Annotated in this window: 23 protein-coding genes and 1 tRNA gene; 14 read left to right on the top strand and 10 right to left on the bottom strand. The window is 60.3% G+C overall.

What is annotated here, in order from left to right; all coding sequences use genetic code 11:
• The first annotated feature begins 19 nt into the window (after window positions 1–19).
• Window positions 20–646: a LysE family translocator gene (locus GT753_RS18710; protein ID WP_088381117.1), complete on the top strand. Its 627-nt coding sequence runs from the start codon at window positions 20–22 to the stop codon at window positions 644–646.
• A 53-nt stretch (window positions 647–699) separates the two neighbouring features.
• Here GT753_RS18710 and GT753_RS18705 read toward each other — a convergent pair whose 3' ends face one another.
• Entirely contained in the window at window positions 700–1,947 is a 1,248-nt protein-coding gene (locus GT753_RS18705) for an MFS transporter (RefSeq protein ID WP_004934040.1), read from the bottom strand.
• Between the two features lie 217 nt (window positions 1,948–2,164).
• Here GT753_RS18705 and GT753_RS18700 point away from each other — a divergent pair, with 217 nt between their 5' ends.
• Window positions 2,165–3,157 carry an acyltransferase gene (locus GT753_RS18700; protein WP_160125833.1) on the top strand — a complete coding sequence of 331 codons (993 nt, stop codon included), beginning with the start codon at window positions 2,165–2,167 and terminating at the stop codon, window positions 3,155–3,157.
• Here GT753_RS18700 and GT753_RS18695 read toward each other — a convergent pair.
• From GT753_RS18695 to GT753_RS18685, 3 genes are all read right to left on the bottom strand, one after another.
• Window positions 3,152–4,075, bottom strand: coding sequence for a GlxA family transcriptional regulator (locus GT753_RS18695; protein ID WP_160125832.1), 924 nt, complete (start codon window positions 4,073–4,075; stop codon window positions 3,152–3,154). The genes GT753_RS18700 and GT753_RS18695 overlap by 6 nt on opposite strands.
• A 2-nt stretch (window positions 4,076–4,077) precedes the next feature.
• Window positions 4,078–4,629 (bottom strand): isochorismatase family protein, encoded by a 552-nt coding sequence (locus GT753_RS18690; RefSeq protein ID WP_160125831.1) that lies wholly within the window; start codon window positions 4,627–4,629, stop codon window positions 4,078–4,080.
• A 100-nt stretch (window positions 4,630–4,729) separates the two neighbouring features.
• Window positions 4,730–6,118 (bottom strand): amidohydrolase family protein, encoded by a 1,389-nt coding sequence (locus tag GT753_RS18685; protein WP_160125830.1) that lies wholly within the window; start codon window positions 6,116–6,118, stop codon window positions 4,730–4,732.
• A 207-nt stretch (window positions 6,119–6,325) separates the two neighbouring features.
• On the opposite strand from GT753_RS18685, the gene GT753_RS18680 reads away from it, so the two are divergent.
• A complete protein-coding gene (locus GT753_RS18680; protein ID WP_160125846.1) occupies window positions 6,326–6,946 on the top strand; it encodes a nucleotidyltransferase domain-containing protein in 621 nt (206 codons plus the stop codon).
• 111 nt (window positions 6,947–7,057) lie between these two features.
• Entirely contained in the window at window positions 7,058–7,333 is a 276-nt protein-coding gene (locus GT753_RS25885; RefSeq protein ID WP_254071035.1) for a hypothetical protein, read from the top strand.
• Between the two features lie 6 nt (window positions 7,334–7,339).
• Here GT753_RS25885 and GT753_RS18670 read toward each other — a convergent pair whose 3' ends face one another.
• The gene (locus tag GT753_RS18670; RefSeq protein WP_160125829.1) at window positions 7,340–8,194 is read right to left on the bottom strand and encodes a LysR family transcriptional regulator; all 855 of its coding nucleotides are present in this window, start codon (window positions 8,192–8,194) and stop codon (window positions 7,340–7,342) included.
• A 126-nt stretch (window positions 8,195–8,320) separates the two neighbouring features.
• Between GT753_RS18670 and GT753_RS18665 the strand changes: the two genes are divergently transcribed.
• From GT753_RS18665 to GT753_RS18620, 10 genes are all read left to right on the top strand, one after another.
• Window positions 8,321–9,520 carry a cyanate transporter gene (locus GT753_RS18665; protein WP_031299770.1) on the top strand — a complete coding sequence of 400 codons (1,200 nt, stop codon included), beginning with the start codon at window positions 8,321–8,323 and terminating at the stop codon, window positions 9,518–9,520.
• A 75-nt stretch (window positions 9,521–9,595) separates the two neighbouring features.
• The gene (locus GT753_RS18660) at window positions 9,596–10,939 is read left to right on the top strand and encodes an esterase-like activity of phytase family protein (RefSeq protein WP_160125828.1); all 1,344 of its coding nucleotides are present in this window, start codon (window positions 9,596–9,598) and stop codon (window positions 10,937–10,939) included.
• Between the two features lie 98 nt (window positions 10,940–11,037).
• Window positions 11,038–11,132, top strand: a tRNA-Sec gene (locus GT753_RS18655).
• A gap of 162 nt (window positions 11,133–11,294) precedes the next feature.
• Entirely contained in the window at window positions 11,295–12,485 is a 1,191-nt protein-coding gene (locus GT753_RS18650) for an integrase arm-type DNA-binding domain-containing protein (protein WP_033631426.1), read from the top strand.
• Between the two features lie 725 nt (window positions 12,486–13,210).
• Window positions 13,211–13,474 carry an AlpA family transcriptional regulator gene (locus GT753_RS18645; RefSeq protein ID WP_033631427.1) on the top strand — a complete coding sequence of 88 codons (264 nt, stop codon included), beginning with the start codon at window positions 13,211–13,213 and terminating at the stop codon, window positions 13,472–13,474.
• Window positions 13,471–13,716: a hypothetical protein gene (locus GT753_RS18640; protein ID WP_033631428.1), complete on the top strand. Its 246-nt coding sequence runs from the start codon at window positions 13,471–13,473 to the stop codon at window positions 13,714–13,716. The genes GT753_RS18645 and GT753_RS18640 overlap by 4 nt, the downstream gene beginning before the upstream one ends.
• A gap of 5 nt (window positions 13,717–13,721) precedes the next feature.
• On the top strand, window positions 13,722–14,264 hold the full coding sequence (locus GT753_RS18635) for a host cell division inhibitor Icd-like protein (protein ID WP_050501271.1): 543 nt from the start codon (window positions 13,722–13,724) through the stop codon (window positions 14,262–14,264).
• Window positions 14,261–14,524, top strand: a complete 264-nt coding sequence (locus GT753_RS18630; RefSeq protein WP_033631430.1) for a hypothetical protein — start codon at window positions 14,261–14,263, stop codon at window positions 14,522–14,524. The genes GT753_RS18635 and GT753_RS18630 overlap by 4 nt, the downstream gene beginning before the upstream one ends.
• A complete protein-coding gene (locus GT753_RS18625; protein WP_033631431.1) occupies window positions 14,521–14,856 on the top strand; it encodes a DUF5375 family protein in 336 nt (111 codons plus the stop codon). Before GT753_RS18630 ends, GT753_RS18625 begins: the two co-directional genes overlap by 4 nt.
• Window positions 14,857–14,866: 10 nt before the next feature.
• On the top strand, window positions 14,867–17,215 hold the full coding sequence (locus tag GT753_RS18620; protein ID WP_033631432.1) for a primase-helicase zinc-binding domain-containing protein: 2,349 nt from the start codon (window positions 14,867–14,869) through the stop codon (window positions 17,213–17,215).
• Between the two features lie 250 nt (window positions 17,216–17,465).
• Here GT753_RS18620 and GT753_RS18615 read toward each other — a convergent pair whose 3' ends face one another.
• The 5 genes from GT753_RS18615 to GT753_RS25880 all read right to left on the bottom strand — a co-directional run bounded on the left by GT753_RS18615 (window position 17,466) and on the right by GT753_RS25880 (window position 21,423).
• The gene (locus tag GT753_RS18615; protein WP_033631433.1) at window positions 17,466–18,572 is read right to left on the bottom strand and encodes an SAVED domain-containing protein; all 1,107 of its coding nucleotides are present in this window, start codon (window positions 18,570–18,572) and stop codon (window positions 17,466–17,468) included.
• A gap of 1 nt (window position 18,573) precedes the next feature.
• Window positions 18,574–19,128 carry a 3'-5' exonuclease gene (locus GT753_RS18610; RefSeq protein ID WP_033631434.1) on the bottom strand — a complete coding sequence of 185 codons (555 nt, stop codon included), beginning with the start codon at window positions 19,126–19,128 and terminating at the stop codon, window positions 18,574–18,576.
• Window positions 19,118–19,597, bottom strand: a complete 480-nt coding sequence (locus tag GT753_RS18605) for a hypothetical protein (protein ID WP_238545825.1) — start codon at window positions 19,595–19,597, stop codon at window positions 19,118–19,120. Before GT753_RS18605 ends, GT753_RS18610 begins: the two co-directional genes overlap by 11 nt.
• A gap of 1 nt (window position 19,598) precedes the next feature.
• The gene (locus GT753_RS18600) at window positions 19,599–20,825 is read right to left on the bottom strand and encodes a nucleotidyltransferase (RefSeq protein WP_033631436.1); all 1,227 of its coding nucleotides are present in this window, start codon (window positions 20,823–20,825) and stop codon (window positions 19,599–19,601) included.
• 133 nt (window positions 20,826–20,958) lie between these two features.
• On the bottom strand, window positions 20,959–21,423 hold the full coding sequence (locus GT753_RS25880) for a DUF3892 domain-containing protein (RefSeq protein WP_238545826.1): 465 nt from the start codon (window positions 21,421–21,423) through the stop codon (window positions 20,959–20,961).
• Window positions 21,424–21,551: the final 128 nt, after the last annotated feature.

The raw sequence follows: 21,551 nt of genomic DNA, 5'->3' as shown, positions 1-21,551 counted from the left end.
GAATGTGAGTGAAATAAAGATGAACCTGTCGTTGCTGGCGGCGTATTTCGCCGCCATTTTGTTGCTGATCGCCACGCCGGGGCCGGTGGTGATGGTGGTGGCCAACACCGCGGCGCGCTTTGGCGCCCGGCGTGCGCTGTTGACCGCGCTGGGCAGCAACGGAGCCTCCTTGTTGCTGATCGGCGTCGCCGCGCTGATTATCACCGGGCTGTTCGCCGTGGATATGCGCTTGCTGCAGTGGATAGGCCTGCTGGGTTGCCTGTTTATTGGCCGTATGGCGATCGTCTCGCTGTATGAGGATTTATCCGCGCGAGCCCCCGATGTGCAGCCCGTTGCGCCGCCGCAAAAACGCTCGGCGATCCTGAACGGTTTTCTGGTGGGCATCGCCAACCCCAAAGACATTATCTTCTTCGTCGCCTTTTTCCCGCAGTTCATCGCCGTCACCCCCTCGATCGGCGCCAGCCTGACGCTGCTGACCGCGCTGTGGGTGCTGGCGGACTTCGCCATTTTGCTGACCTATATCACCCTGCTGTCGGGAACGGCGCTGCAGCGCGCGCGGCGGGCGATCTCTGTCCTGTCGGCGTTGCTGTTGTTGGCGGTGGCGGTGGTGGGAACGGGGTATGCACTGTGGGGGTTGCTCGGCTGAAGCCGCATAAAAAACGCCGGTCGGGAAACCGGACCGGCGTTTTATCGTCGCGTTTACGCCGCGCCGTTCGGCTGCGGCGTGGGGTCGCCGTTGCGGCGTTTGCCGAGGAACAGCGCCACCAGCGTCAGCCAGCACAGGCCGCTGATGAGGTTGAACAGGTTGAACAGCCCGCTGCCGCCCCAGACGTAGGCGACCTTGGCCAGCTCGATGCCGACGGTGAATACCATCATGCTCAGCATGCCCATAGTGGCCGACACTGTGCCCTTGCTGACGTTGCTGGAGAACAGCGTCAGGCGGTACAGCCCGGCGTTGGCCAGGCCAATGCCGAAGGCGTACAGACTCAGGCCGGCGGTCATCCACAGGTAGGCGTGGCTGGAGAACTGGGTCGCCAGCGCGGCGATCAGCAGCCCTAGCAGCATCGGGCCCGCGCCCAGCTTGATCAGGCGCTCCACGCTGTTCTTGCCGGTCAGGCGCGCCAGCGTCAGGTTGCCGAGGATCAGCGCGCCGAACACCGGGATCTGCAGCAGGCCGTAGTCCAACGTCGACAGCGACTCGCCGCTGATCAGGATCACCGGCGACTGGGCGATCCAGGCCAGCAGCGGCAGGCTGGCGAAACCGATCGCCAGGGCGCCGCACAGGAAGCGGCGGTTGCCCAGCACCTGGCGGTAGTCGCGCCACAGGTTGGCGGCGGAAAACGCCTCGCCCTGCAGCGTGGCGGTTTCCGGCATCGCTTTCCACAGGCCGTAGAAGGCGATGGCCGCCAGCGCCGCAAACAGCACAAACATGCTCTGCCACGGCGCGACGTGGATCAACGCCGCACCGGCCAGCGGCCCGAGCAGCGGGGCGATCAGCGCCACGTTAGCCATCAGGGCGGTGATTTTGATGCACACCGCCTCCTCGAACGACTCCTGGATGGTGGCGTAGCCGACCGCGCCGATAAAGCACAGGCCGATGCCCTGCAGGAAACGCATGGCGATAAACTGCTCGATGGTGGTGACCAGCAGGATCGCCAGGCAGGAGACGATGAAGAACGCCACCCCGGCCAGCATCACCGGGCGACGGCCGCGACGATCCGACAGCGGCCCGAGCAGCCACTGCAGGAAAATGCCGCCGGCCAGATAGGCGGTCATTGAGGTGGGCACCCACTCTTCGCCGGCGTTGAAATCCGCCACGACGGCCAGCATGCCCGGCTGAATCATATCGTTGCCGATATAGGTGGCGAACTCGAACAGCACCAGACAAAGAGGGAATAAAAGCGCCTGCCGGCCCAAACGTGCCGCAGGTGGTAATGTCGTTTTCATATTATTGTACTGATAGTAAAAGAGAAAAAGGAACTGCCAGGGCGGGAAGCGCAAACTGAGCGAGTTGTGGCGGCTATTTTGCCGCCAATTGTTCACCTTCGCAATCATAAAGTGTTGTTTAAGTGCATTCTGATATTTCGCTTTTGGGTTGTCGCCGAACGCCGTGCCCGATAACCTCTTCTTAACATATCAATATGACACAAGATCGGGCGAGCGTTTGAGCGAGAAAATCGGCTGGATAGACAACCTGCGGGCGATGGCGTGCATGATGGTGGTGATGATCCACGCCACCACCTATTACGTCACCAACGGCGCGGCGATAGGGTTGCACAACTGGGACATCGCCAACGTGCTGAACTCACTGTCGCGCGTGTCGGTGCCGCTATTCTTTATGATTTCCGGCTACCTGTTCTTCGGCGAAAAGAGCGCCGGCCGGCGGCATTTCACCCGCATCATCTGCTGCATTCTGTTCTACAGCGCCATCGCGCTGATCTATATCGCGGCCTTCACCAAGATCGGTTTCTGGCCGTCGCTGCGCGGCATCCTGCAAAAGCCGGTGTTTTACCACCTGTGGTTTTTCTACGCCATCGCGGTGATTTACCTGCTGTCGCCGCTGATCAGCGTTAAACCGGTGTCGCGTCGCTACCTGGCCGCTGCATTGGTGGTGTTGGCGGCGATCGCCAACCCGAATACCGACAAGCTGGCCTTCGGCAACGCGCACCTGCTGCCGGTTAACCTGTATATCTACGGCGATACCTTCTACTACCTGCTGTATGCGTTGGCCGGGCGGGCGATTGGCATGATGGAGGCGCGCGGGCGCGCCGTGGGCTGGTTGGCGGCATTGGGATTTGCGCTGTGCGTGGCGCTGATCGCGCGCGGTACCAAGCATCAGCTGTTCATCAACGGCAACTTCGCCGATACCTACTACATCTACAGCGGCCCGCTGGTGTTTATGGCGGCGGTGGCGCTGCTGGTGTGGGTGAAACACTGTTTGCCGCAGCCGATCGGCTGGCTGAGCGTATTTTCCCGCCATTCGCTGGCGATTTACGGTTTTCACGCCCTTATCGTTAACGTGATGCGCAGCCGGCACCTGGATTTCACCGGCCACCCGCTGCTGGATATCTTCTGGGTGTTCGGCGTGGCGCTGGGGCTCAGCCTGCTGCTGTCTGTCGGCCTGCAGCGGCTGGATACCCGCCGGCTGGTGTCATAGCGGCGAGCGCTGGCGCTGCTGGGCGCGGCGCAGCTGCCGCCCGGAAGAAAAACCGGCCGCCAGCGCGGCCTTCTCCAACCCATACCCTTGCTGCAGGCGCTGTTGCGCCACCGCCAACCGCAGCTGCTCATGATATTCCCGTACGCTGATGCCGACGTGGCTGCGAAACAGCCGTGCCAGATGGCGGCTGCTGACGTGCGCCTTCTCCGCCACCTGCGGCACCGACCAGTCGGCCTCCGGCTCGGCGGCCATCACGTCCTGCGCGCGGTGCACCGCCGGGTGCAGGTGGTTGCGGTATCGCAGCCAGGGCGACAGTTGCGGATCGTCGCCGGCGCGGCGGAAATAAACCACCATGTCGCGTGCGACGTCGCGCGCCCGGCCGGAGCCGCAGTGGCGGTGGACCAGGTGCAGCGCCAAATCGATGCCGGTGGTGATGCCCGCGCTGGTGTAGACGCCGCGGTCTTCGACGAAGATGCGGTTCTCTTTCACCTGCGCCGCCGGCGCCTGCAGGCGGATACGTTCGATGACGTCGTGGTGGGTGGTGCACTGATAGCCGTCGAGCAGCCCGGCCTGCGCCGCCAGCAGCGCGCCGGAGCAGATGCACACCAGGGTGATGCGTTGCCGTTGCAGATCGGGCCGCAGCGTCGCCAGCCAGCGGCGCGCCTGCTCGGCCTCTTCACCGGCGAAATAGCGCTGCGAATCGCCGACGCCCGGCAACACCAGAATGGCGCCGTCTTCCAGGCGTTCGGGCAACGGCTGCAGGCCGCTCAGCGTCATGCCGATGGAGCAGACGATCTGCGGCGCCGGGCTGAGGTAACGCAGGCTGAACGACCCGGCGAGGCGCAGGGTTTCCGCCGGGCCGCTGACGTCGAGCGACAGCACGTTGGGCAACAGCAGAAAATAGACGGCCTGCGGCATGGTTACTCCTGTGCGAGTTGCGCCAGCGCCTCATCCACGCTGGCGATGCGGGCGAAACGATCGACCAGTACGGTTTCAGTATGCCGCTTTAGCTGCGCGGGGGTAAAGACTTCACCGTCGGGATGGCGCATCGGGAAGGTCAGCGTCGCCTCGGTGACGAAGGTCACCCGATAACCGAGATCGGACGCCACCCGGGTGGTGGTTTCACAGCACTGTTCGGTGCGGATGCCGGAGATGATCAGGTGGTTGATATCCCGCTCGCGCAGCCAGGCGTCGAGGCCAGATTCGGTCAGCGCATTGTGTACATGCTTATGCACGGTGATATCCGCCTGGTGGGTGAGGAACGGCAGGCGCTGCACGTGGCCTGAAGCCAGCGAGAACGGCCCCTGCGGCGAGACGTGCAGCACGTCGACCAGCGCCGCGCCGCGTTGCTGACAGCCCGCGATCAGGTGGGTCAGCGCCTGTTGAAACGCCGGCAGATCGTCCTCCTGCCAGAATGGACGGTGCTGGAATGATTGCTGGACATCGATGATCAATAACGCGCTCTGTGACATTTTCGGCCCTCCGCCAGTGTGTGTAGCGACCATCTTGCGCTGCACCTTACTCTGGCAGAAGGCCAAAAACGGCCATCATGATGACAACAGCGGACCGACCTTAGGCTTTGCTCACCTGGCCAGCCACCAGGCGCCCCTGATGGAAGGTGGCGCTGCGCGCCGGCAGGCGGGCGACCGCCTCGGCGGAACAGCTGGCGTTGACCAGCACGAACTCGGCGGCATCGCCAGCTTTCGGCCAGGCGCGCTGGCCCTTATCGTCCAGCGGCAGCACGCCGCCGGTGGCGATGGCCATGGCGCGCGACAGGTGATACTCGTCGGATCCGCGGTACAGCTGGGCGTACAGGTTGGCCTTTTCCAGGATGTCGCCGGTGCCGAACGGCGACCAGTGGTCGATCACGCTGTCGGTGCCGGTCATCACGAACACCCCTTTCTCGCTGAGCTGCGGCAGCGGCATCATCAGGCTGCCGATCGGCACCGTGGAGGCGATGGTGATCTGCTGCGCCGCCAGCCGGGTGGCGGTTTCCGCCAGTTCGCCCGGCGTCAGCGTGGTCAGGGCGAAAGCGTGGCTGATGGTGACCTTGCCGTGCAGCGCCGGGTTTTTCTCCACGGTGGCGATCATGTAGTTGATGGCGGCGACCCCGGCCGGGCTGGTTTCATGCAGGTGGATATCCACGCCTTTGCCGGTATCGAGGGCGATCTGGAACATGGCGTCCAGCGATTTCTCCATCGCGCCGTCGACGTTGGTCGGATCGAGCCCGCCGACGTACTGCACGCCCATCTGCATCGCTTCTCGCATCAGCGCATCGACTTTGGAGTGCAGCAGGCCGTGCTGCGGGAAGGCGACGATCTCACAGCTGAAGTCCGCCCGGTGGTTTTCCAGCGCGCGCTGCAGGTGCTCCAGGCTTTTCAGGCCGCTGACCGGATCGATATTGCAGTGGCTGCGCGCCACGGTGCTGCCTTTGGACTGCAGCAAGGCGATCAGATTTTCCGCCCGCTGCTGCGAGGTGGGCAGCAGTTTCGGGATCAGCGTCTGCTCCAGCGCGATCATGTCCATGATGGTTTTGCCCTGGCGCGGGCGCGGCGCCTGCCACGGGCCGCTGTAGAAGGTTTTGTCCAGGTGGATGTGCATATCGCGAAACGCCGGCAGCAGCAGCTGGCCCTGCGCCTGATAGCGGGGCACGCCGGCGGGCAACACGGCGTTGGCGGCGTGAATGGCGGCGATCTTGCCGTCTTTGATCTCAAGCGTGTACAGCGCGGTGCGGGTGCCGATCACCGTGTCGCCGTCGTATTCAAAGCCGTCTTCCAGCCGCACCTCGCTCAGGCAGTAGTGGCGATCGGTCAGGGTCATCGGCGTTGGCGCACACTGCTCGCCGCCAAGAGACGCGGCCTGTGCCACGCCGCCGGTCAGGCCGATCACCGCGCAGGCGGTGGTGAGTTTGCCGGTTTGGCTGAGGAAGGCTCTGCGGCCCGGTTGTTGAGGGTTTTCCACGTTCGGTTCCTTAATCCAGAGGTGAGGGAGTGAAAACATCCCCCAATTTAGGAGAGGAAGCGGCCGGTTGGCAGCGACATTTGCCACTGGTGACTATTCGATTTGGTAATGACCGGCGCCTATCGGTTGAATGGCTTTCCTGGCTTGCTCTTTCGTAGCTTTAATGGCTACATTTGTAGTCATTAAAGCTACATTGAGGTCAGCGTGATGCACGATCCGATGCTCGAACTGCTGTTCAGCGAATACCGTAGAAAAGTGCTAAGCCTGCTGTTTATTGAGCCCGGGCGAGCGTTTCACGTGCGGGAAATTGCGCGGCGTACCGCAACTCAGGCCGGGACTTTACATAAAGAGTTGAGCAGGCTGGCTGAGGGGGGCATTTTGCTCAGGCAGCGGCAGGGCAACCAAATTTGCTATCAGGCCAACGCTGATTGCCTGATTTTCCCAGAGCTGGCGGCGATTTTCCGCAAGGTTTGCGGGCCGGCGGAGTGCTTAAGGCAGACATTGGCAGCGTTTGGCGAAGCTATTGAACGCGCTTTTATTTTTGGTTCTGTCGCCAGTGGCAAAGCGACGGCGGCCAGTGATATCGATGTTCTGATTGTCGGCAAACTGTCTTTTGCGGAGGTGATTCAGGCGGTTTACCCGCTGCAGGAAACGCTGGGTCGGGAAATTAACCCCAAACTGTACTCGCCGGAGGAGTGGCGGGCGGCTTTGGCCGAGAACTCCGCGTTTATACAGGACATTATGCAGAAACCCCAACTTTGGATTGCGGGAGACAAGGATGACGCTGGACAATCTGGTCGGGCTGGGACTGGAGGTGATAACGCCTGACGCAGGGGCGATTAAAAAATTGCTGGCCGCCGCGCGCAACCGACGCGATGCGGTATCACTCAGCTCAGCAATGAGAGCCGTTTCGACACGGCATATAAGGCGATCATGCAAATGGCTAATGCCGCTTTACAAGCCAAGGGGTACCGTACGCTGACCAGCAAACCCGGTCATCACCAGACCATGATCCAAACGTTGCCGCTCACCGTAGGGTTGCCGCGCGAGGCAATGATCTGCCTGGATGCATTGCGAAAGCAGCGCAATGTGGCGGATTACTCCGGCGATTTGGTGACGGACGCGGCGGTACAGGCTTGCCTTGAGCAGACCGAAGCGCTGTGGGTACGGATTATCGACTGGCTGCAGCGTGAATACCCGCAGATAGTGGCGTAAGCGATCTCACATCAACCCGCAAAACACCGTCAGCCGCTGGGCCAGCGCCAGCGTGGCGGCGGGGGCGCCGTCGCGGTAGTAGAGCGCCAGTTCGAAGCTGTCTATCGGCGGCAATCCTTCGGCTTCGCCCAGCACCCGATGCGCGGGCAGACGGCAGCCGGCCGGCAGCAGGGTGACGCCCAGCCCGGCGGCGGAGGCGGCGGTCAGCGCCGCCAGACTGGCGCTGCTGTAGCCGATGCGCCAGCGTTTGCCGAGGTTGTCCAGCGCCTGGCACAGCTCGTCGCGGTACAGGCCGTTCAGTGGAAACACCGCCAGCGGCACCGGCGATTGCTCGATGGCCGGGAAGGCCAGGCTGTCCAGCCACAGCAACGGTTCCGGCCGCGCGGCGCGCGGCGGTTGCCGGCGGCGCTGCTTCACCAGGATCAGATCCAGCTCTTCACGCGCGTAGGCGCTGTGCAGATCGGCGCTTAGGCCGCTGGCGACGTCCAGCCGCAGGTGCGGGTGCTCGCGGCTGAATTCCGCCAGCAGCTCGGTGGTAGGCACGGCGAAATCTTCCGGCATACCGATTCGCAGCACGCCGTCGCGCCAGATGCCGGTCAGCGCGTCGTGGGCTTCTTCATTCAGCGCGATGATGCGGCGCGCGTAGCTCAACAACTTGACGCCTTCTTCGGTCAGCAGCACCTGATGCGAGGAGCGTTCAAACAGCGGCTTGCCCAGCATCTCTTCCAACCGGCGCACCTGCTGGCTGACGGTAGACTGCGACAAGAACACCCGCTCTGCGGCGCGGGTGAAGCTGTTGCTGTCGCACACGGCGACGAAGCTGAGCAGCAGCTGCGGATTGAACATCGGGTAACGATTCATTTTCCCACTGTTGGCTATTTTATTATTTAATTTCCCAATACTAGCGGCGTTACCTACAGTAACGCAACGCTGCGGCGATCGCACTGTGACGCCGCACTCTTCATTTCGCAGTACCAGGAATATACCGTGTTAAATCATTCTGTTAATTCACCTTCTCCACGTCGCTGGCTCAATCCTCTGTTGCTGGCGCTGGTGTTGATCGGCCTGAACATGCGGCCGCTGTTGACTTCGATCGGCCCGTTACTGCCGACGTTGCGCCAGGCCACCGGGCTGAGTTTTGGCGGCGCGGCACTGCTGACCACGCTGCCGGTGCTGATGATGGGGCTGATGGCGCTGGCGGGCGGCGCCATCAACCGACTGTTCAGCGAACGCAGCGCCGTGGCGTTGAGCCTGCTGGCGATCGGGCTGGGCGCGCTTTGGCGCGAACTGGCCCCCGGCAGCGTGCAACTGCTGATGAGCGCGGTGCTGGGCGGGCTCGGCATCGGGGTGATCCAGGCGGTGATGCCCGGCATCATCAAGCATCACTTCCTTAAAAGCATGGCGCTGGTGGCCGGGCTGTGGTCGGCGGCGCTGATGGGCGGCGGCGGGCTGGGTGCGGCGATCACCCCATGGCTGATGAGCGCGGGGCATGACTGGCACAGCGCGCTGGCCTGGTGGGCGTTGCCGGCCCTGGTGGCGCTATTGGCCTGGTGGCCGGTCAGCCGCGGGCTGTCTCGCCTGGGCGCGGCGGGCGAACACCGCGGCCCAAGCCTGCTGCGCAACCGGCGCGCCTGGCTGCTCGGCGCCTATTTCGGCCTGATCAACGGCGGCTATACCAGCCTGATCGCCTGGCTGCCGCCGTATTACATGCAGCTCGGCTGGCAGCCGCAGGCCAGCGGTTCGCTGCTGGCGCTGATGACCTTCGGCCAGGTGATGGGCGCGCTGCTGCTGCCGGCGCTGGCGCGCAATCATGACCGGCGGCCGCTGCTGCTGCTGGCCTTGATGATGCAACTGATCGGCTTTATCGGACTGATTTACCTGCCGCAAACGCTGCCGTGGCTGTGGGTGTTGGTTTCCGGGCTGGGGCTGGGCGGCGCGTTCCCGCTGTGCCTGGTGCTGGCGCTCGATCACCTGCACCAGCCGGCGGCGGCAGGGCGGCTGGTGGCCTTTATGCAGGGCGTCGGCTTCCTGCTGGCGGGCGTGACGCCCTACCTCTCCGGCCTGCTGCGCGACTACAGCGGCGGCTTCGTGCTGGACTGGCAGATCCACGCGCTGCTGGTGGTAGTGCTGATCGCCATTACCTGGCGCTTCCACCCGCACAGCTACCGGCGGGCGTTCGCCGAATAATATTTCTGTCATTGCCGCTCCCTATAGTGACGTTGCTTTTACTTCTGGGCGATAACAACGAAAAGGGACAATGACATGCACAACACCAAAACCCGGCTGGCGCTGCTGGTCGGCTGCATGGCGCTGAGCGCCAACCTGTGGGCCGAGGCGCAGCCGGTGCAGGCGACGCTGGCCGGGCATGCGCTGCTGCCGGTAAAATCCGCCGTTTCCACGCCGAAAGATGCACCGAGCGATCTGCAACAGAGCGGCAAATACACCAGCGGCAAACGCGTCACCGAGCTGGGCAGCGTGGCGGGCAAATCGGCCGATCGCCTGACCGGCCTCGGCCTGCCGATCAACGGCCAGCCGCTGCAGGGCCACTCCGGCATCAAACACATGCCCGACGGCACCTACTGGGTGCTGACCGACAACGGTTTCGGCAGCAAGGCTAACTCGCCGGACGCCATGCTGTACCTCAACCACTACAAGATCGATTTCAAAGACGGCACGGTCGCGCCGCTGAAGACGGTGTTCCTGCACGATCCGGATAAAAAGGTGCCGTTCCACATCATCAACGAGAGCACCGAACAGCGCTATCTGACCGGCAGCGATTTCGATCCGGAAAGCTTCCAGTTTGCCGACGATGCCTTGTGGATCGGCGAAGAATTTGGGCCTTACCTGATCAAGGCCGACCTGAACGGCAAAGTGCTGGCGGTGTTCGACACCCAGGTGGATGGCAAAGTAGTGAAATCGCCGGACAACCCGACGCTGACCCTGCCGGGCGCGCCGGACGGCAAACAGAACTTCCAGGTGGCGCGTTCCAAAGGCTTTGAAGGCATGGCCGCCTCGCCGGACGGCAGCAAGCTGTACCCGCTGCTGGAAGGGGCGCTGTGGGACGGCGAGCAGTTCGAGAACGTCGGCGGCAAACGCTACCTGCGGGTGCTGGAGTTTGACGTCAAACGGCAGGCCTGGACCGGCCGCAGCTGGCAGTACGTGCTGGAAGACAACCAGAACGCCATCGGCGACTTCAACATGATCGACGCCACCCACGGGCTGGTGATCGAGCGCGACAACGGCGAAGGCACGCCGGATAAAGCCTGCGCCGCCGGCGCGCCGACCGACAACTGCTTCAGCCAGCTGGCCAAGTTCAAGCGGGTGTATAAAATCGCCTTCTCGGACGCCAACGTCGGCAAACCGGTCGAGAAACTGGGTTATATCGACCTGATGAACATTCAGGATCCGAACAAGCTGGCGCGCAAGCCGCTGAACGACGGCGTGCTGACCTTCCCGTTCTTCACCATCGAGAACGTGGACGTGGTGGACGCCAACCACATCATCGTCGGCAACGACAACAACTTCCCTTTCTCCTCCAGCCGCCAGCCCAATATGGCGGATGACAACGAGTTCATCCTGCTGGACGTGAAGGATTTCCTGAAGTAGCTCCCCCCGGCCGCCGAATCGCCGGCGGCCGCCATTTCCCGCTTAGCGCAGCGAACAAACTGCGCTATAATCAGCGCCTTGCTTCTTCTCTTCTCCAAGGAAGATCCTCGTCCCCGGTGGGGCGGCCGGACTTCAAATCCGGTTGGGGCCGCCAGCGGTCCTGGGCAGGTTCGACTCCTGTGATCTTCCGCCAAAGCTTGTCCGGGTGGTTCCTGTGATGTCCATTAAAATGCATTAAATCAATTGATTATGTGATTCTATTGTCCGCTGGTATCCGTGCGTTACCGCCTGAATCCGAGAAAAATGTGTATAATGGTGCGTATAATGTTTTTATACACAGAATCCACTTATACACATGCTCCTAACTGACTTACAAATTCGACGTTCCAAGCCGCAGGAAAAACCCTACACCCTCAACGATGGCCAAGGCCTGTCTCTCCTTATCAACACTGACGGGAGTAAAGGTTGGCGTTTTCGCTATCGCTATGCTGGAAAAGCCAAGCTAATGTCCTTTGGTACCTACCCTTTGGTAACGCTGGCCGACGCGCGAGAAAAGCGCGGAGAGGCCCGTAAGCAAGTTGCTAATGGCATTGACCCTGTAGCCGAGAAAAAGGCGCAAAAGCTCGCTCAGAAGCTTTCTGTTGAGAATTCCTTTGAAGCTATTAGCCGCGAGTGGCACACGAACAAGGCTGACCGGTGGACTCTGGCCTACAGGGAAGAAATCATGCGTACCTTTGAGCAGGATGTGTTTCCGTACATTGGTCAACGTCCGATTGCAGAAATTAAGCCCTTAGAGCTGCTGGAAGTGCTGCGGCGCATTGAGAAGCGCGGAGCATTGGAAAAGACCCGTAAGGTACGCCAGCGCTGCGGAGAGGTATTCCGCTACGCAATTATTACCGGTAGGGCGGAATATAACCCGGCCCCAGATCTCGCCAGTGCGCTGGCTGTGCCTAAGCAAAAGCACCATCCGTTCCTTTCTGCTGAAGAGCTGCCTTACTTTGTTAAGGACTTGGAAGGGTATACCGGCAGCATCATCACGAAGAATGCAGCGAAGATCGTTATGCTGACCGGTGTGCGCACGCAAGAAATGCGCTTTGCTACATGGGAGGAGATAGATTTTGAACGGGGTATCTGGGAGATTCCCGCCGAGCGCATGAAAATGCGCCGCCCGCACATTGTACCGCTCTCTACTCAGGCGGTTGAATTGCTTAAACAGCTGCAACCGATCACAGGTCACTATCCTTACATTTTCATTGGACGAAACAATCGCAGGAAACCCATAAGTAAAGAAAGCGTGAATCAGGTAATAGAGCTGCTGGGGTATAAGGGGCGAGCCACCGGTCACGGTTTCAGGCATACGATGTCTACTATTTTGCATGAGCAAGGGTTTGACTCTGCCTGGATAGAGATGCAACTCGCCCATGTAGACAAGAACGGCATTCGTGGCACATACAACCATGCCCAGTACCTTGAGAAGCGTCGTGACATGTTGCAGTGGTACGCCGATTTTATCGCGGGTTTGGCCCAGCGACCTCACCGTCAATAAATCGTTAAAACCCCCTGGCGCGCAATGCTACCCCCGCCTCGCCTGCGCGCTTCATGTGTCGCTTTTCATGCAGTTGCATGAACGGCCGCAGGCCGCGCCAGTACTGGCGTGGCAGGGGATAAAAAATGCATTTTCTTGCATGCAAAATCATGCACTCCATGCATGCACGCGTTATTTGACACCCGCTAGCCAGGAAAAAGGCTGTTTTCGGGGGGGGGGGGAGATAGTGCGATGGGAGTGGGCCTACTGTATTTTTCCCGCCAGCGCTTTCTTTGCAGCCGCCTCAGATATTGATTGCAAAATCACCTCTGCGGTTTTAGTTCTTCTTTAAACTCTTCACTACTGTTCACTTAGATAAAAAAGTAGTTAAATCAATAAATAAACTGTGATGAGTTATTTCTTCACTCATCACCCGGTGTTCACTGCTGTTCACTCGGCTAAGAAGGGTCTTTTCTCTGGCTAGCCTGGGGTTGCACCTGTGAGCCTGTTTCTGCCTATTAATAAACGGCTATTCATGGCTTGTTCATTTCTTCGGGTTTGCCAAGGTTTGCCAATAAAGGTCAATATTAACCTATATGCCCATTTGGTTGAAAAATAGGCATAAAAGCTGTCCCACCACACAACAACGCCTTGTTGCCACCCCGGTAAATATTCACATAATAGGGCGCTACCGAAGTTCACACAGTCCCGGCCAGCGTTGGCCGGACACAAAGAGGTAGCGTTTTATGTTGACCGTTTCCACCCCCACTCCATCCACCCTGTCGCCGGTTATTCCTGGCAGTTACACCCCGCGCGAGCGCTTTATCCGCCTGCCGGAAGTGCTCTACACCACCGGCTTGTCCCGCTCCACCGTGTACGAGATGATGAGCCGCCGGCAGTTCCCGGCTCAGGTCTCCCTCGGCGGTAAAAACGTCGCCTGGCTGGCCTCTGAGGTCGAGCAGTGGATGGACGAACGTATCGCTAACCGTCACCAGGAGGCCGCCGCATGATGCAGTTAACCTTGGGTCGCCAGCACTTTACCCTGAGCGACAACGACGCACTGTTTATCGCGGAAGCTATCCTGTTGCAGCGCAAGCAGCCGGATATCGTCTTGCCGGAGCACCGCAGCGAAAAACATGGCGTTATTCGTCTGGCGAGTCGCCAGGCCGAACCGCGCCTGTTCCGTGCCGGGCCGGTGCCGCTGACCAGCGTGGCTGCCGATACTCGCAACGACCCACTGACCGACTGTTGATCACTATGCGATCGATTGAACGTCCGGGGGCGTCTTACGGCTTGCCCCCACGTCCGGCCCTGCGCTATAGTCCTCCCGCTGCCGCACAATCGGCAGCCGGGCGTGAGAACCCGTGTTACTCAATGGCGACACAACACGCGCCTTGCGTGTTTTTTTATGTCGCAGCCTTTGCTTGCTCATTTTTTGCGCGGTGGATGTTATGCTATCGCAGCAGTCAATCAATGGTGGCTCAGGCGGGGCAGCCTTCGGGCTGGCCGGTATTCATTGAGGCCGGTTTCTCACCCCCGTCTGGGCTACCACCCTTGCGTGAGAACTTCGGTGGTAGCAATAACCATGACTCAATGGAGGCTGCCACCATGGCTACGACCCTCACCCCGACTCACCCTACATTCTGCTTTTTGTTTGCGGCCGTGCGCCGTTCTGCGCTGACTGCCGCCCCGCGTATCGTGCGCATCGTGGCGGATTCTGAGCGCAACGCCCGCCGCGTGCTGGCCCGTGATTATGTGTTGTCCTTTGCCGGTCGTCTGCCGGTTAAGGCGGCAGCATGAACACCCTGGCCGACCGCTACTACCGCGACACCCATTACCCTATTCCGCACGCCGATTTTCTGCGTCTCCAGCATGCGCACGCCACCGGCGTGCTGTTCCTTGACCTGCTGGACACCCTCGACCTCGGCGGGCAGCGCCCCGACGTCGCGCAACAGGCATCGTTTGCTTCGGTCATTGCCTTGCTGACCGACCAGCTCGGCCACGTCGTCAACACCTGTGAATCCCAAATCCTTGCCCGCATGGAGGCCACCGCCGCATGAACACCTCATCCTGTTTACCGATTGAAGTCCGCACCGCCGTTTTTCGCCGCGCCGTGGCACAAGCCTATTTGGACACCTGTGCCTTTTACCGGGTGAGTCTGGGGTACACGCTGGACGAGCTGCAGATGACGATTGCCCTGCGCCTGGAGGGGCATTTTGTGCGTCAGTACGGCGCAGAAGACGGCATGGACATGGCGTGCACCATGCTGAGCGACATGGTGCAGCCGGACGTTCTGGTGGCCGCACCGCGCCTGACCGCGCTGGGGCAAAAGATGATGGACGAGCTGTGCTGCGAGCGCCTGTCGGCGGCACAGAACGCCACCGTACACTGAGGAGAAGAGCATGAGCGCCCAGTTCGTTTCCCAGACCGTACGCACTGCCACCGGCCACTGGCCGGTGATACTCCCGGCCCTCGGCATCGCCTTGCAGCCGAACGGCAAGCCGCAGCCGTGCCCGACCTGCGGCGGTAAAGACCGCTTCCGCTTCGACAACCAGGACGGGCGCGGCACCTGGTTCTGCAATCAGTGCGGGGCCGGTGACGGCCTCAACCTGGTGGAAAAGGCCCTGTCGCTGTCAGCAAAGGCCGCCGCCGAACAGGTGGCCGCCGTGATGGGGAATAACGCCAGCGCCTTGCCTCCGGCCGCTGAGACCGGCCATGCCTCACAGAAGACCGGCGGGCAAGACAAGGCCGAGGCTCAGCGCAAGGCCGCGCGACAGGCACAGGCTCTGGTAGCTGCTGCTCAACGTCAGACCGGCAACGCCTATCTGAGCGCCAAAGGCTGGCCGGAGGCAGAAGCCCTGACCTTGCAGGGCCAGCCGCTGCGCGTTGGCGGTATCACCTTCCAGCCCGGTGACCTCTTGCTGCCACTGCACAATGCCGGGGGTGAGGTGGTCAACGTGCAGCTGATTAACGCCAGCGGGGACAAACGCATGCTGGCAGGCGGGCAGGTGAAAGCCACCTGCCACACCCTCTGCGGCCCGGACAACGCGGTTATCTGGCTCTCCGAAGGTTATGCCACCGGCCTCACCGTGCACCGCCTGACCGGCGAAACGGTGTGCGTGGCACTGAGCGCCAACAACCTGGCGGCGGTGGCGCAGCAGCTGCGCAGCCACTACCCGGATGCGCGGCTGCTGCTGGCGGCCGATAATGACCGCAGCGGCACCGGGCAGACCCGCGCCGCCGAGGCGGCCACACTCACCGGCGGTATCCCGGCACTGCCGCCCACGGAGGGCGACTGGAACGATATTTACTGCCAGCAAGGCACTGAGGCCACGCGCGCCCAGCTCCAGGCGTTCAGTCAGCCACCGCAGCCGAGCCCGTTCGACACACTGAGCGATGCCGACCTGAAAGCCATGAGCGCCAGCGAGAAAGCCGAGCTGCTGGCCGAGCACTACGGCAACACCCTGGCGGTGCCGCCGGTGGGGGAAGAGCTGTGCCGCTATACGCGCGGCGCCTGGCAGGTGCTGCCACACCGACAGCTGAGCCGGGAGATTGCCGCACTGTTCCAGAAGGTGCGTGCGCCGTTCTCTGCCGCCGGTATCAACAGCATTTTGGATACCCTCAAGCTGATGGTGCCGCAGATGGGTGAGCCTGCCCGCCGGTTGATTGGTTTTCGTAACGGGGTATTCGATACCGTCAGCGGCCAGTTCAGCGCCCACCGGCAAGCGCACTGGCTGCGCACCGTCAACAGCGTGGACTACACGCCACCGCGTGCCGAGGAGAACCTGGCCGACCATGCGCCGCACTTCTGGCAGTGGCTGGCGCGGGCTGCCGGGGGCAATTACGACAAGCAAGAACGTATTCTCGCGGCGCTTTTTATGGTGCTGGCCAACCGCTATGACTGGCAGCTGTTCCTTGAAGTGACCGGCCCGGGCGGCAGCGGCAAGAGCGTGATGGCAGCCATTGCCCGGTTGCTGGCAGGAAGTGACAACACCACCTCCGCCACCATCGACAACCTGGAGTCGGCGCGCGAACGGGCTTCGGTGGTCGGCTACTCGCTGATACTCCTGCCCGATCAGGAGAAGTGGAGCGGTGACGGGGCGGGTATCAAGGCCATCACCGGCGGCGATGCGGTCGCCATCGACCCCAAATACCGTGACGCCTACGCCGCCCACATCTCGGCAGTGATACTGGCGGTCAACAACAACCCGATGCAGTTCAGCGACCGCAGCGGCGGGGTCTCCCGGCGGCGGGTGATTATCACCTTCCCGGACGCGATACCGCTGGCAGAACGTGACCCGCAGCTGCTGGACAAAATCACCCAGGAGCTGGCGGTGATTGTGCGTCACCTGATGCAGCGCTTCGCCAACCCGAACGAGGCCCGCACCCTGCTCCAGGCGCAGCAAAGCTCGGACGAGGCGCTGACTATCAAGCGTCAGGCCGATCCGCTGGTCGATTTTTGTGGTTACCTGACGGTGCTGGGTACCCCGGAAGGGATGATGATAGGCAACGCCAACATCACCCCGCCGAACCCGCGCCGCTACCTCTACCACGCCTACCTGTCGTTTATGGCCGCACGGGGCTATCAGCACGTGATGAACCTGACGGCCTTTGGCCTGGCGGTGCCGCAGACGCTGAGAGAGTATGAGAAAACCCTGCTCAAACGTAAAACCCGGCTGGGGATGCAGACCAATGTGGTATTGAGTGAAGAGTGCGAAGCGGACTGGCTGCCGAAATGTGGGGCGCTGTGACGATGAGCAGGACGATCGGCCGGGCCGATCAATTGTCCTTTATTGATCTGCCGAACCCATTGGACGCTCACTCGCCGCACCGCCTATAGTGACAGTGAAAAATACGCAGCAACACCAGGGCATTACCCCGGCCGCAGAGCGGCCGGTATCATAACGACAAGCGCTCCCAAACCGGCTCAGGCCGGTTTTTTTATATCCTCGTTTCGCCCCCCCTATTGACGCTGTACTGAGTCGCAGGACAGCCCGACAGTCAGTCGGATGAGGGAGCGGCGGGAGGCTTAACCACCGCGCCCCGGCGTTGCCCCTGCGTCGGCATCACCACCCCCCAGGGATAGGCCGGTTGCTGTTCTTTCTCGTATTGATAAACAATGAGCTGCGCCAGATTGCGATTGTCATAACGGCGGCCAAAATTGAGCGCAATACTGCTGGGGGCGGCCAGAATCACGTGGATGCGTTCGGCGCCGCACGCCGTCAGCATTTTGACCTGTTCGATAAATTGCAGCGCCAGCCGGGTTTGTTTGGACAGCGACCAGTGATTACCGAGCGTTGTGGCATTCAGCGAGAGATGCGACAGCGGGTAGGCGGGGAAGGTTTGGCGTATGGCCGTAATGTCGGCCTGGTAGGACACCGAGACCGCCAGCACCACATCTTTGGCCGCTGAGGTGACGAGGCTTTCCATCAGGGTAAAATCGGCGCCGTCGTCGTCGGCCTCGTTGTCAATCAACCGCCAGGCCTCTTGCGCTCTGTCCCAGTCATAGACGCAAACCGGGCCATTGTCATCGAGAATGGCGCCAATGTAGAAGGTGAACGGAACCGGCAATTGCCCGCCGTACACCAGCGTCAAATCCTGATGGTCGATACCGTCAATGCGGGTGGCGATATTGCTGGCCAGCGTGCTGATATTGTCGTCAAAGGCCTCTTCCGGGTGACTGATTGCGCCATCCCGCATCCGCTGCGTCATATCGAGGGTTAATGCGTCTATCTTTCCGTTAAAATGACGCGAGACCGTTTTATGCAGCGGCGTTGTCGCGACTTTCCGCAGCGCTCTCCCTTCGATAACCACCCCCTTTTTGCGCACCGTGACTTTAGCCTCCCGGTAGGCGTCGACCAGCAGCCAGACAAATCCCCCCAGGATGATAAACACCGCCACGAAATTGACGACGTAGTCCGTGATGACATTCCCCTCCGAGACGGCCAGCGAAAAGCGGGCATCGCCTTTCTCCAGCGTTAACGCCTGCCCCAGCAAGTTGTTCCCCCCCAGGAGCCCGGCACCCAGCAGCATGATGAGGTATTGAATTTTCCGTTGGCGCGTTTTCCAGTCGACCAGCTTTATCAGAATGTATTTTACCGTTTCCATGTCAGTGCTTTTCCCTCATGTATGCGTTGATTTTCACAAACATCTCAGCCTGATACAGCGCGTCATCCAGCGCGTTGTGGCTGCCGTGGTTTTTGAGATTAAATCGGGCGTCGATACGGCTGGAGCGGGTGTCCTGCCAGTCGCAGCCGGTGGCGCCCATGTACAGAGCCTTGATATCGAGGGCGGCAAAGCCAAACGGGTTATGGCCGAGATAAACGTGAAAGTAGTAATTGATGAATGACCAGTCGAACGCCGCATTGAAACCGACAAAAATCGGTTTGCTCCTGGCGTTGGTGACGGAAGTTACCCAGTGGGCAAATTGTTGCATGGCCTCTTTTGGGTCGATGCCGCGCGCTATTTGGGTCTGCAGATTGAAACCGGTGACGACCAGCGCCTCAGGCTCGTAATGCAGATTCAGCGGCTGCACTTCAATGTAAAAGCGTTCCGCCGGGCGGTCGATGACGCAGGCGCCAATAGAGAGCAGGCTGCACACGCCGGGGATGGGCCCGGCGGTTTCAATATCGACCGAGATAAAGCCTTCATGTTCAACGCTCATTTTTAACCTCGCAGGTGCGTGGGTGCTTACCGCCGCCTTCCCAGTGGCCGGTGTGCAGCCACTGTTCAAAATAAAACAACCAGAGCGACGCCCAGGGAATGAGGGTGTCGCTGATTTTTAACTGGGCGCGCCATTCGCTGAGCCCGTCGTCGGCCTGTGAAAGGGGCAAAAACAGGCACAGCCTGGCGCCGGGAATATGCTTGTCGGCGGGATACAGGTGCGGGATGGCCCGTGTGCCAGCCAGCGTGAAGAGATCCGGTTCTGTCACCACGCAAATCGGTGGGGTGCCGAGGCTGTACCGGACCACGACCTTGTAGCGGCGGCTAAACAGCGAGGGTTGCAACCACCCTTCCCACAGCAGGGTGCGGTCGTGATGGATAATGCGCAACCGTTCATACGGACCACCGGCTTTCAACGCGCGATATTGCTGAGCGATGGTCAGCGGTTTGCAGTGATGCCTGATAACCACGTTATTCACCGTAGAAGGTGTTTTTAGGCACGCCGGCCTGGGCTGCCGTACCGGCGAGGCCGGTGGCAATCAGCCCGCCGGTTTTCTTATCCAAATGCAGGCTGCCTTGTTCTCTGGCTGACTGCATATGCTCCATCAGACGTTGCCTGACGACATCGACCGGGTCTTTGCCGAAGCTGTCTTCGAGGCTCAGGAACAGGTTATCTTCCCCCACGCTGGCGGCGATGGTGTTAAACGTCGCCTGGGCCGTGGCATGCCACTGGTAAAAGGCTTCGCTGCGCTGAGGGCCTTCATCCTGCTCTGAACGGTTCCACTTCTCGGCGAAGTTTTCCTCCGGCATGTGCGGGTTGCTGACCTGTATTTCTCCCTGTGCCGACACGATGAAATCCGGCATCAGTTCCAGCACGTCTAACAGGATATCCAGGTCGTTGTCGTAGGCGCGCCTGTCAGCAATGATGTGGTTGTAGGCATGGCACGCCAGCGTGGTGATGATGACCGAAATTGGGCGGCAGCGCTGCTGGACCTCATCCTGTTCTGCGGCCCATTCGTCACGGTGGCGTTTGAGAATTTGCACGATGCGATTAAGCAATTTCTTGTCGGTGCTGTCCGGCAACGGGAGTAACGCCTCGGTGCCGACGCGGCTGGCGGAATCCATGACCAGAATGGAGCGCAGGGGCTGCGCGCTGGCGCTGCTCTCGAACCACTCGGCGTAGCCGCTGGGGTTGGACTCCTTCCAGGCGGTTTGTGCATCCACGACCCATAGCGGCTGGCCTAAACGTTCTGCTGCACTGGTGTGATCGCGGCCTGGCGTGATATCCAGATGGTAATCCCCGGCGTAATTGATGCGAAACCCGCGCGGTAACTCGCTTAATAGCGTTTTGTAGGTTTTATGCGATTCCAGCCGCTGGCGAATGGCCGATATCACGCCGGTATAATCCGCCTGGGTGGCATGGGGCAGATAACAAATCAGGTCAATATCGTACTGCTCTTCGTTTTTGGGTTTTACGGTAGTGTTGAGCCGCACGCTGCCCTGCGGGTAAATAACGGCGTCTTGCAATAGCGGATCGTCGCCTTCGGACAGAAAGGTGCCGACGCCGTTATAGGCGCTTTCGATGTTGGCATATTGGGTTTTGGTGAGATCCAGCGTTTCAATAATTTGCGATAATAAATCGGCGATACGCTGTTTTTTCCCTGAAGGCAGGTTTCTGGCGGTAGTGGAACCGTACATAGTATTTCCTTATTCTATGGGGGCCGCTGTACTGCGGGCGTGAGAACGCCACAGCGGCCAATAATAAAAAGGGGTGAAGCGATGGGCCGCAAGCGTGCCCATAAACCGTATCAATCATGAAACTCGGGTGACGTCAGGGGCATTCCGGCAGGCTCAGCAGGTTATTGGGCTGTTCGCCGTCATTTTGCGTCTTGAGGTATTTATTGCCCGCCGCGCTGGTTGAGACAATCACCCAGACGGAATGGCCATTTGCGGTGACCCAAAAGCGCCAGGTGCCTGCCTCGATACCGGCAATGGCGTCGGCCTGGGGCAGTGACCAGCGTGTGCCATAGGCATTGACGCCGCCAATAGCCTGAATGCACTCATGCGCGTTTTGGCGATCGGATTTTTTGATACAGGTGACTTGATGGTCCGACATAACAACTCCTCGGTTAGGGAAATATTTACGCATAGACGTAAGGGAAAACAGAAATAATGGGCCCGGATAGCCCTTTACGTAACCTGGGTTGAAATCACTGTTATCAATGTATAGCCAGCTAATGGTGGTGAATTCAATAGCTATTTTATGGGCAATGAGGTTTGTAATTATCTGTCGCATTAATCATGTTTTTTGCTCTCATTAAAGTCAATATAAATAGGATGGTTTTTTTGATTTGTTATCATGTAATTTTTATAATTCATATTTATTTTAACAATGTATTGATGGCAGCTCGGTTCTGAAGGCGT

Source organism: Serratia sp. Z4 (genome assembly GCF_009900725.1).
GTDB lineage: Bacteria > Pseudomonadota > Gammaproteobacteria > Enterobacterales > Enterobacteriaceae > Serratia > Serratia nematodiphila.
The sequence above is the reverse complement of the archived record's forward strand: the minus strand, read 5'-3'. Positions and strand labels throughout refer to the sequence as shown.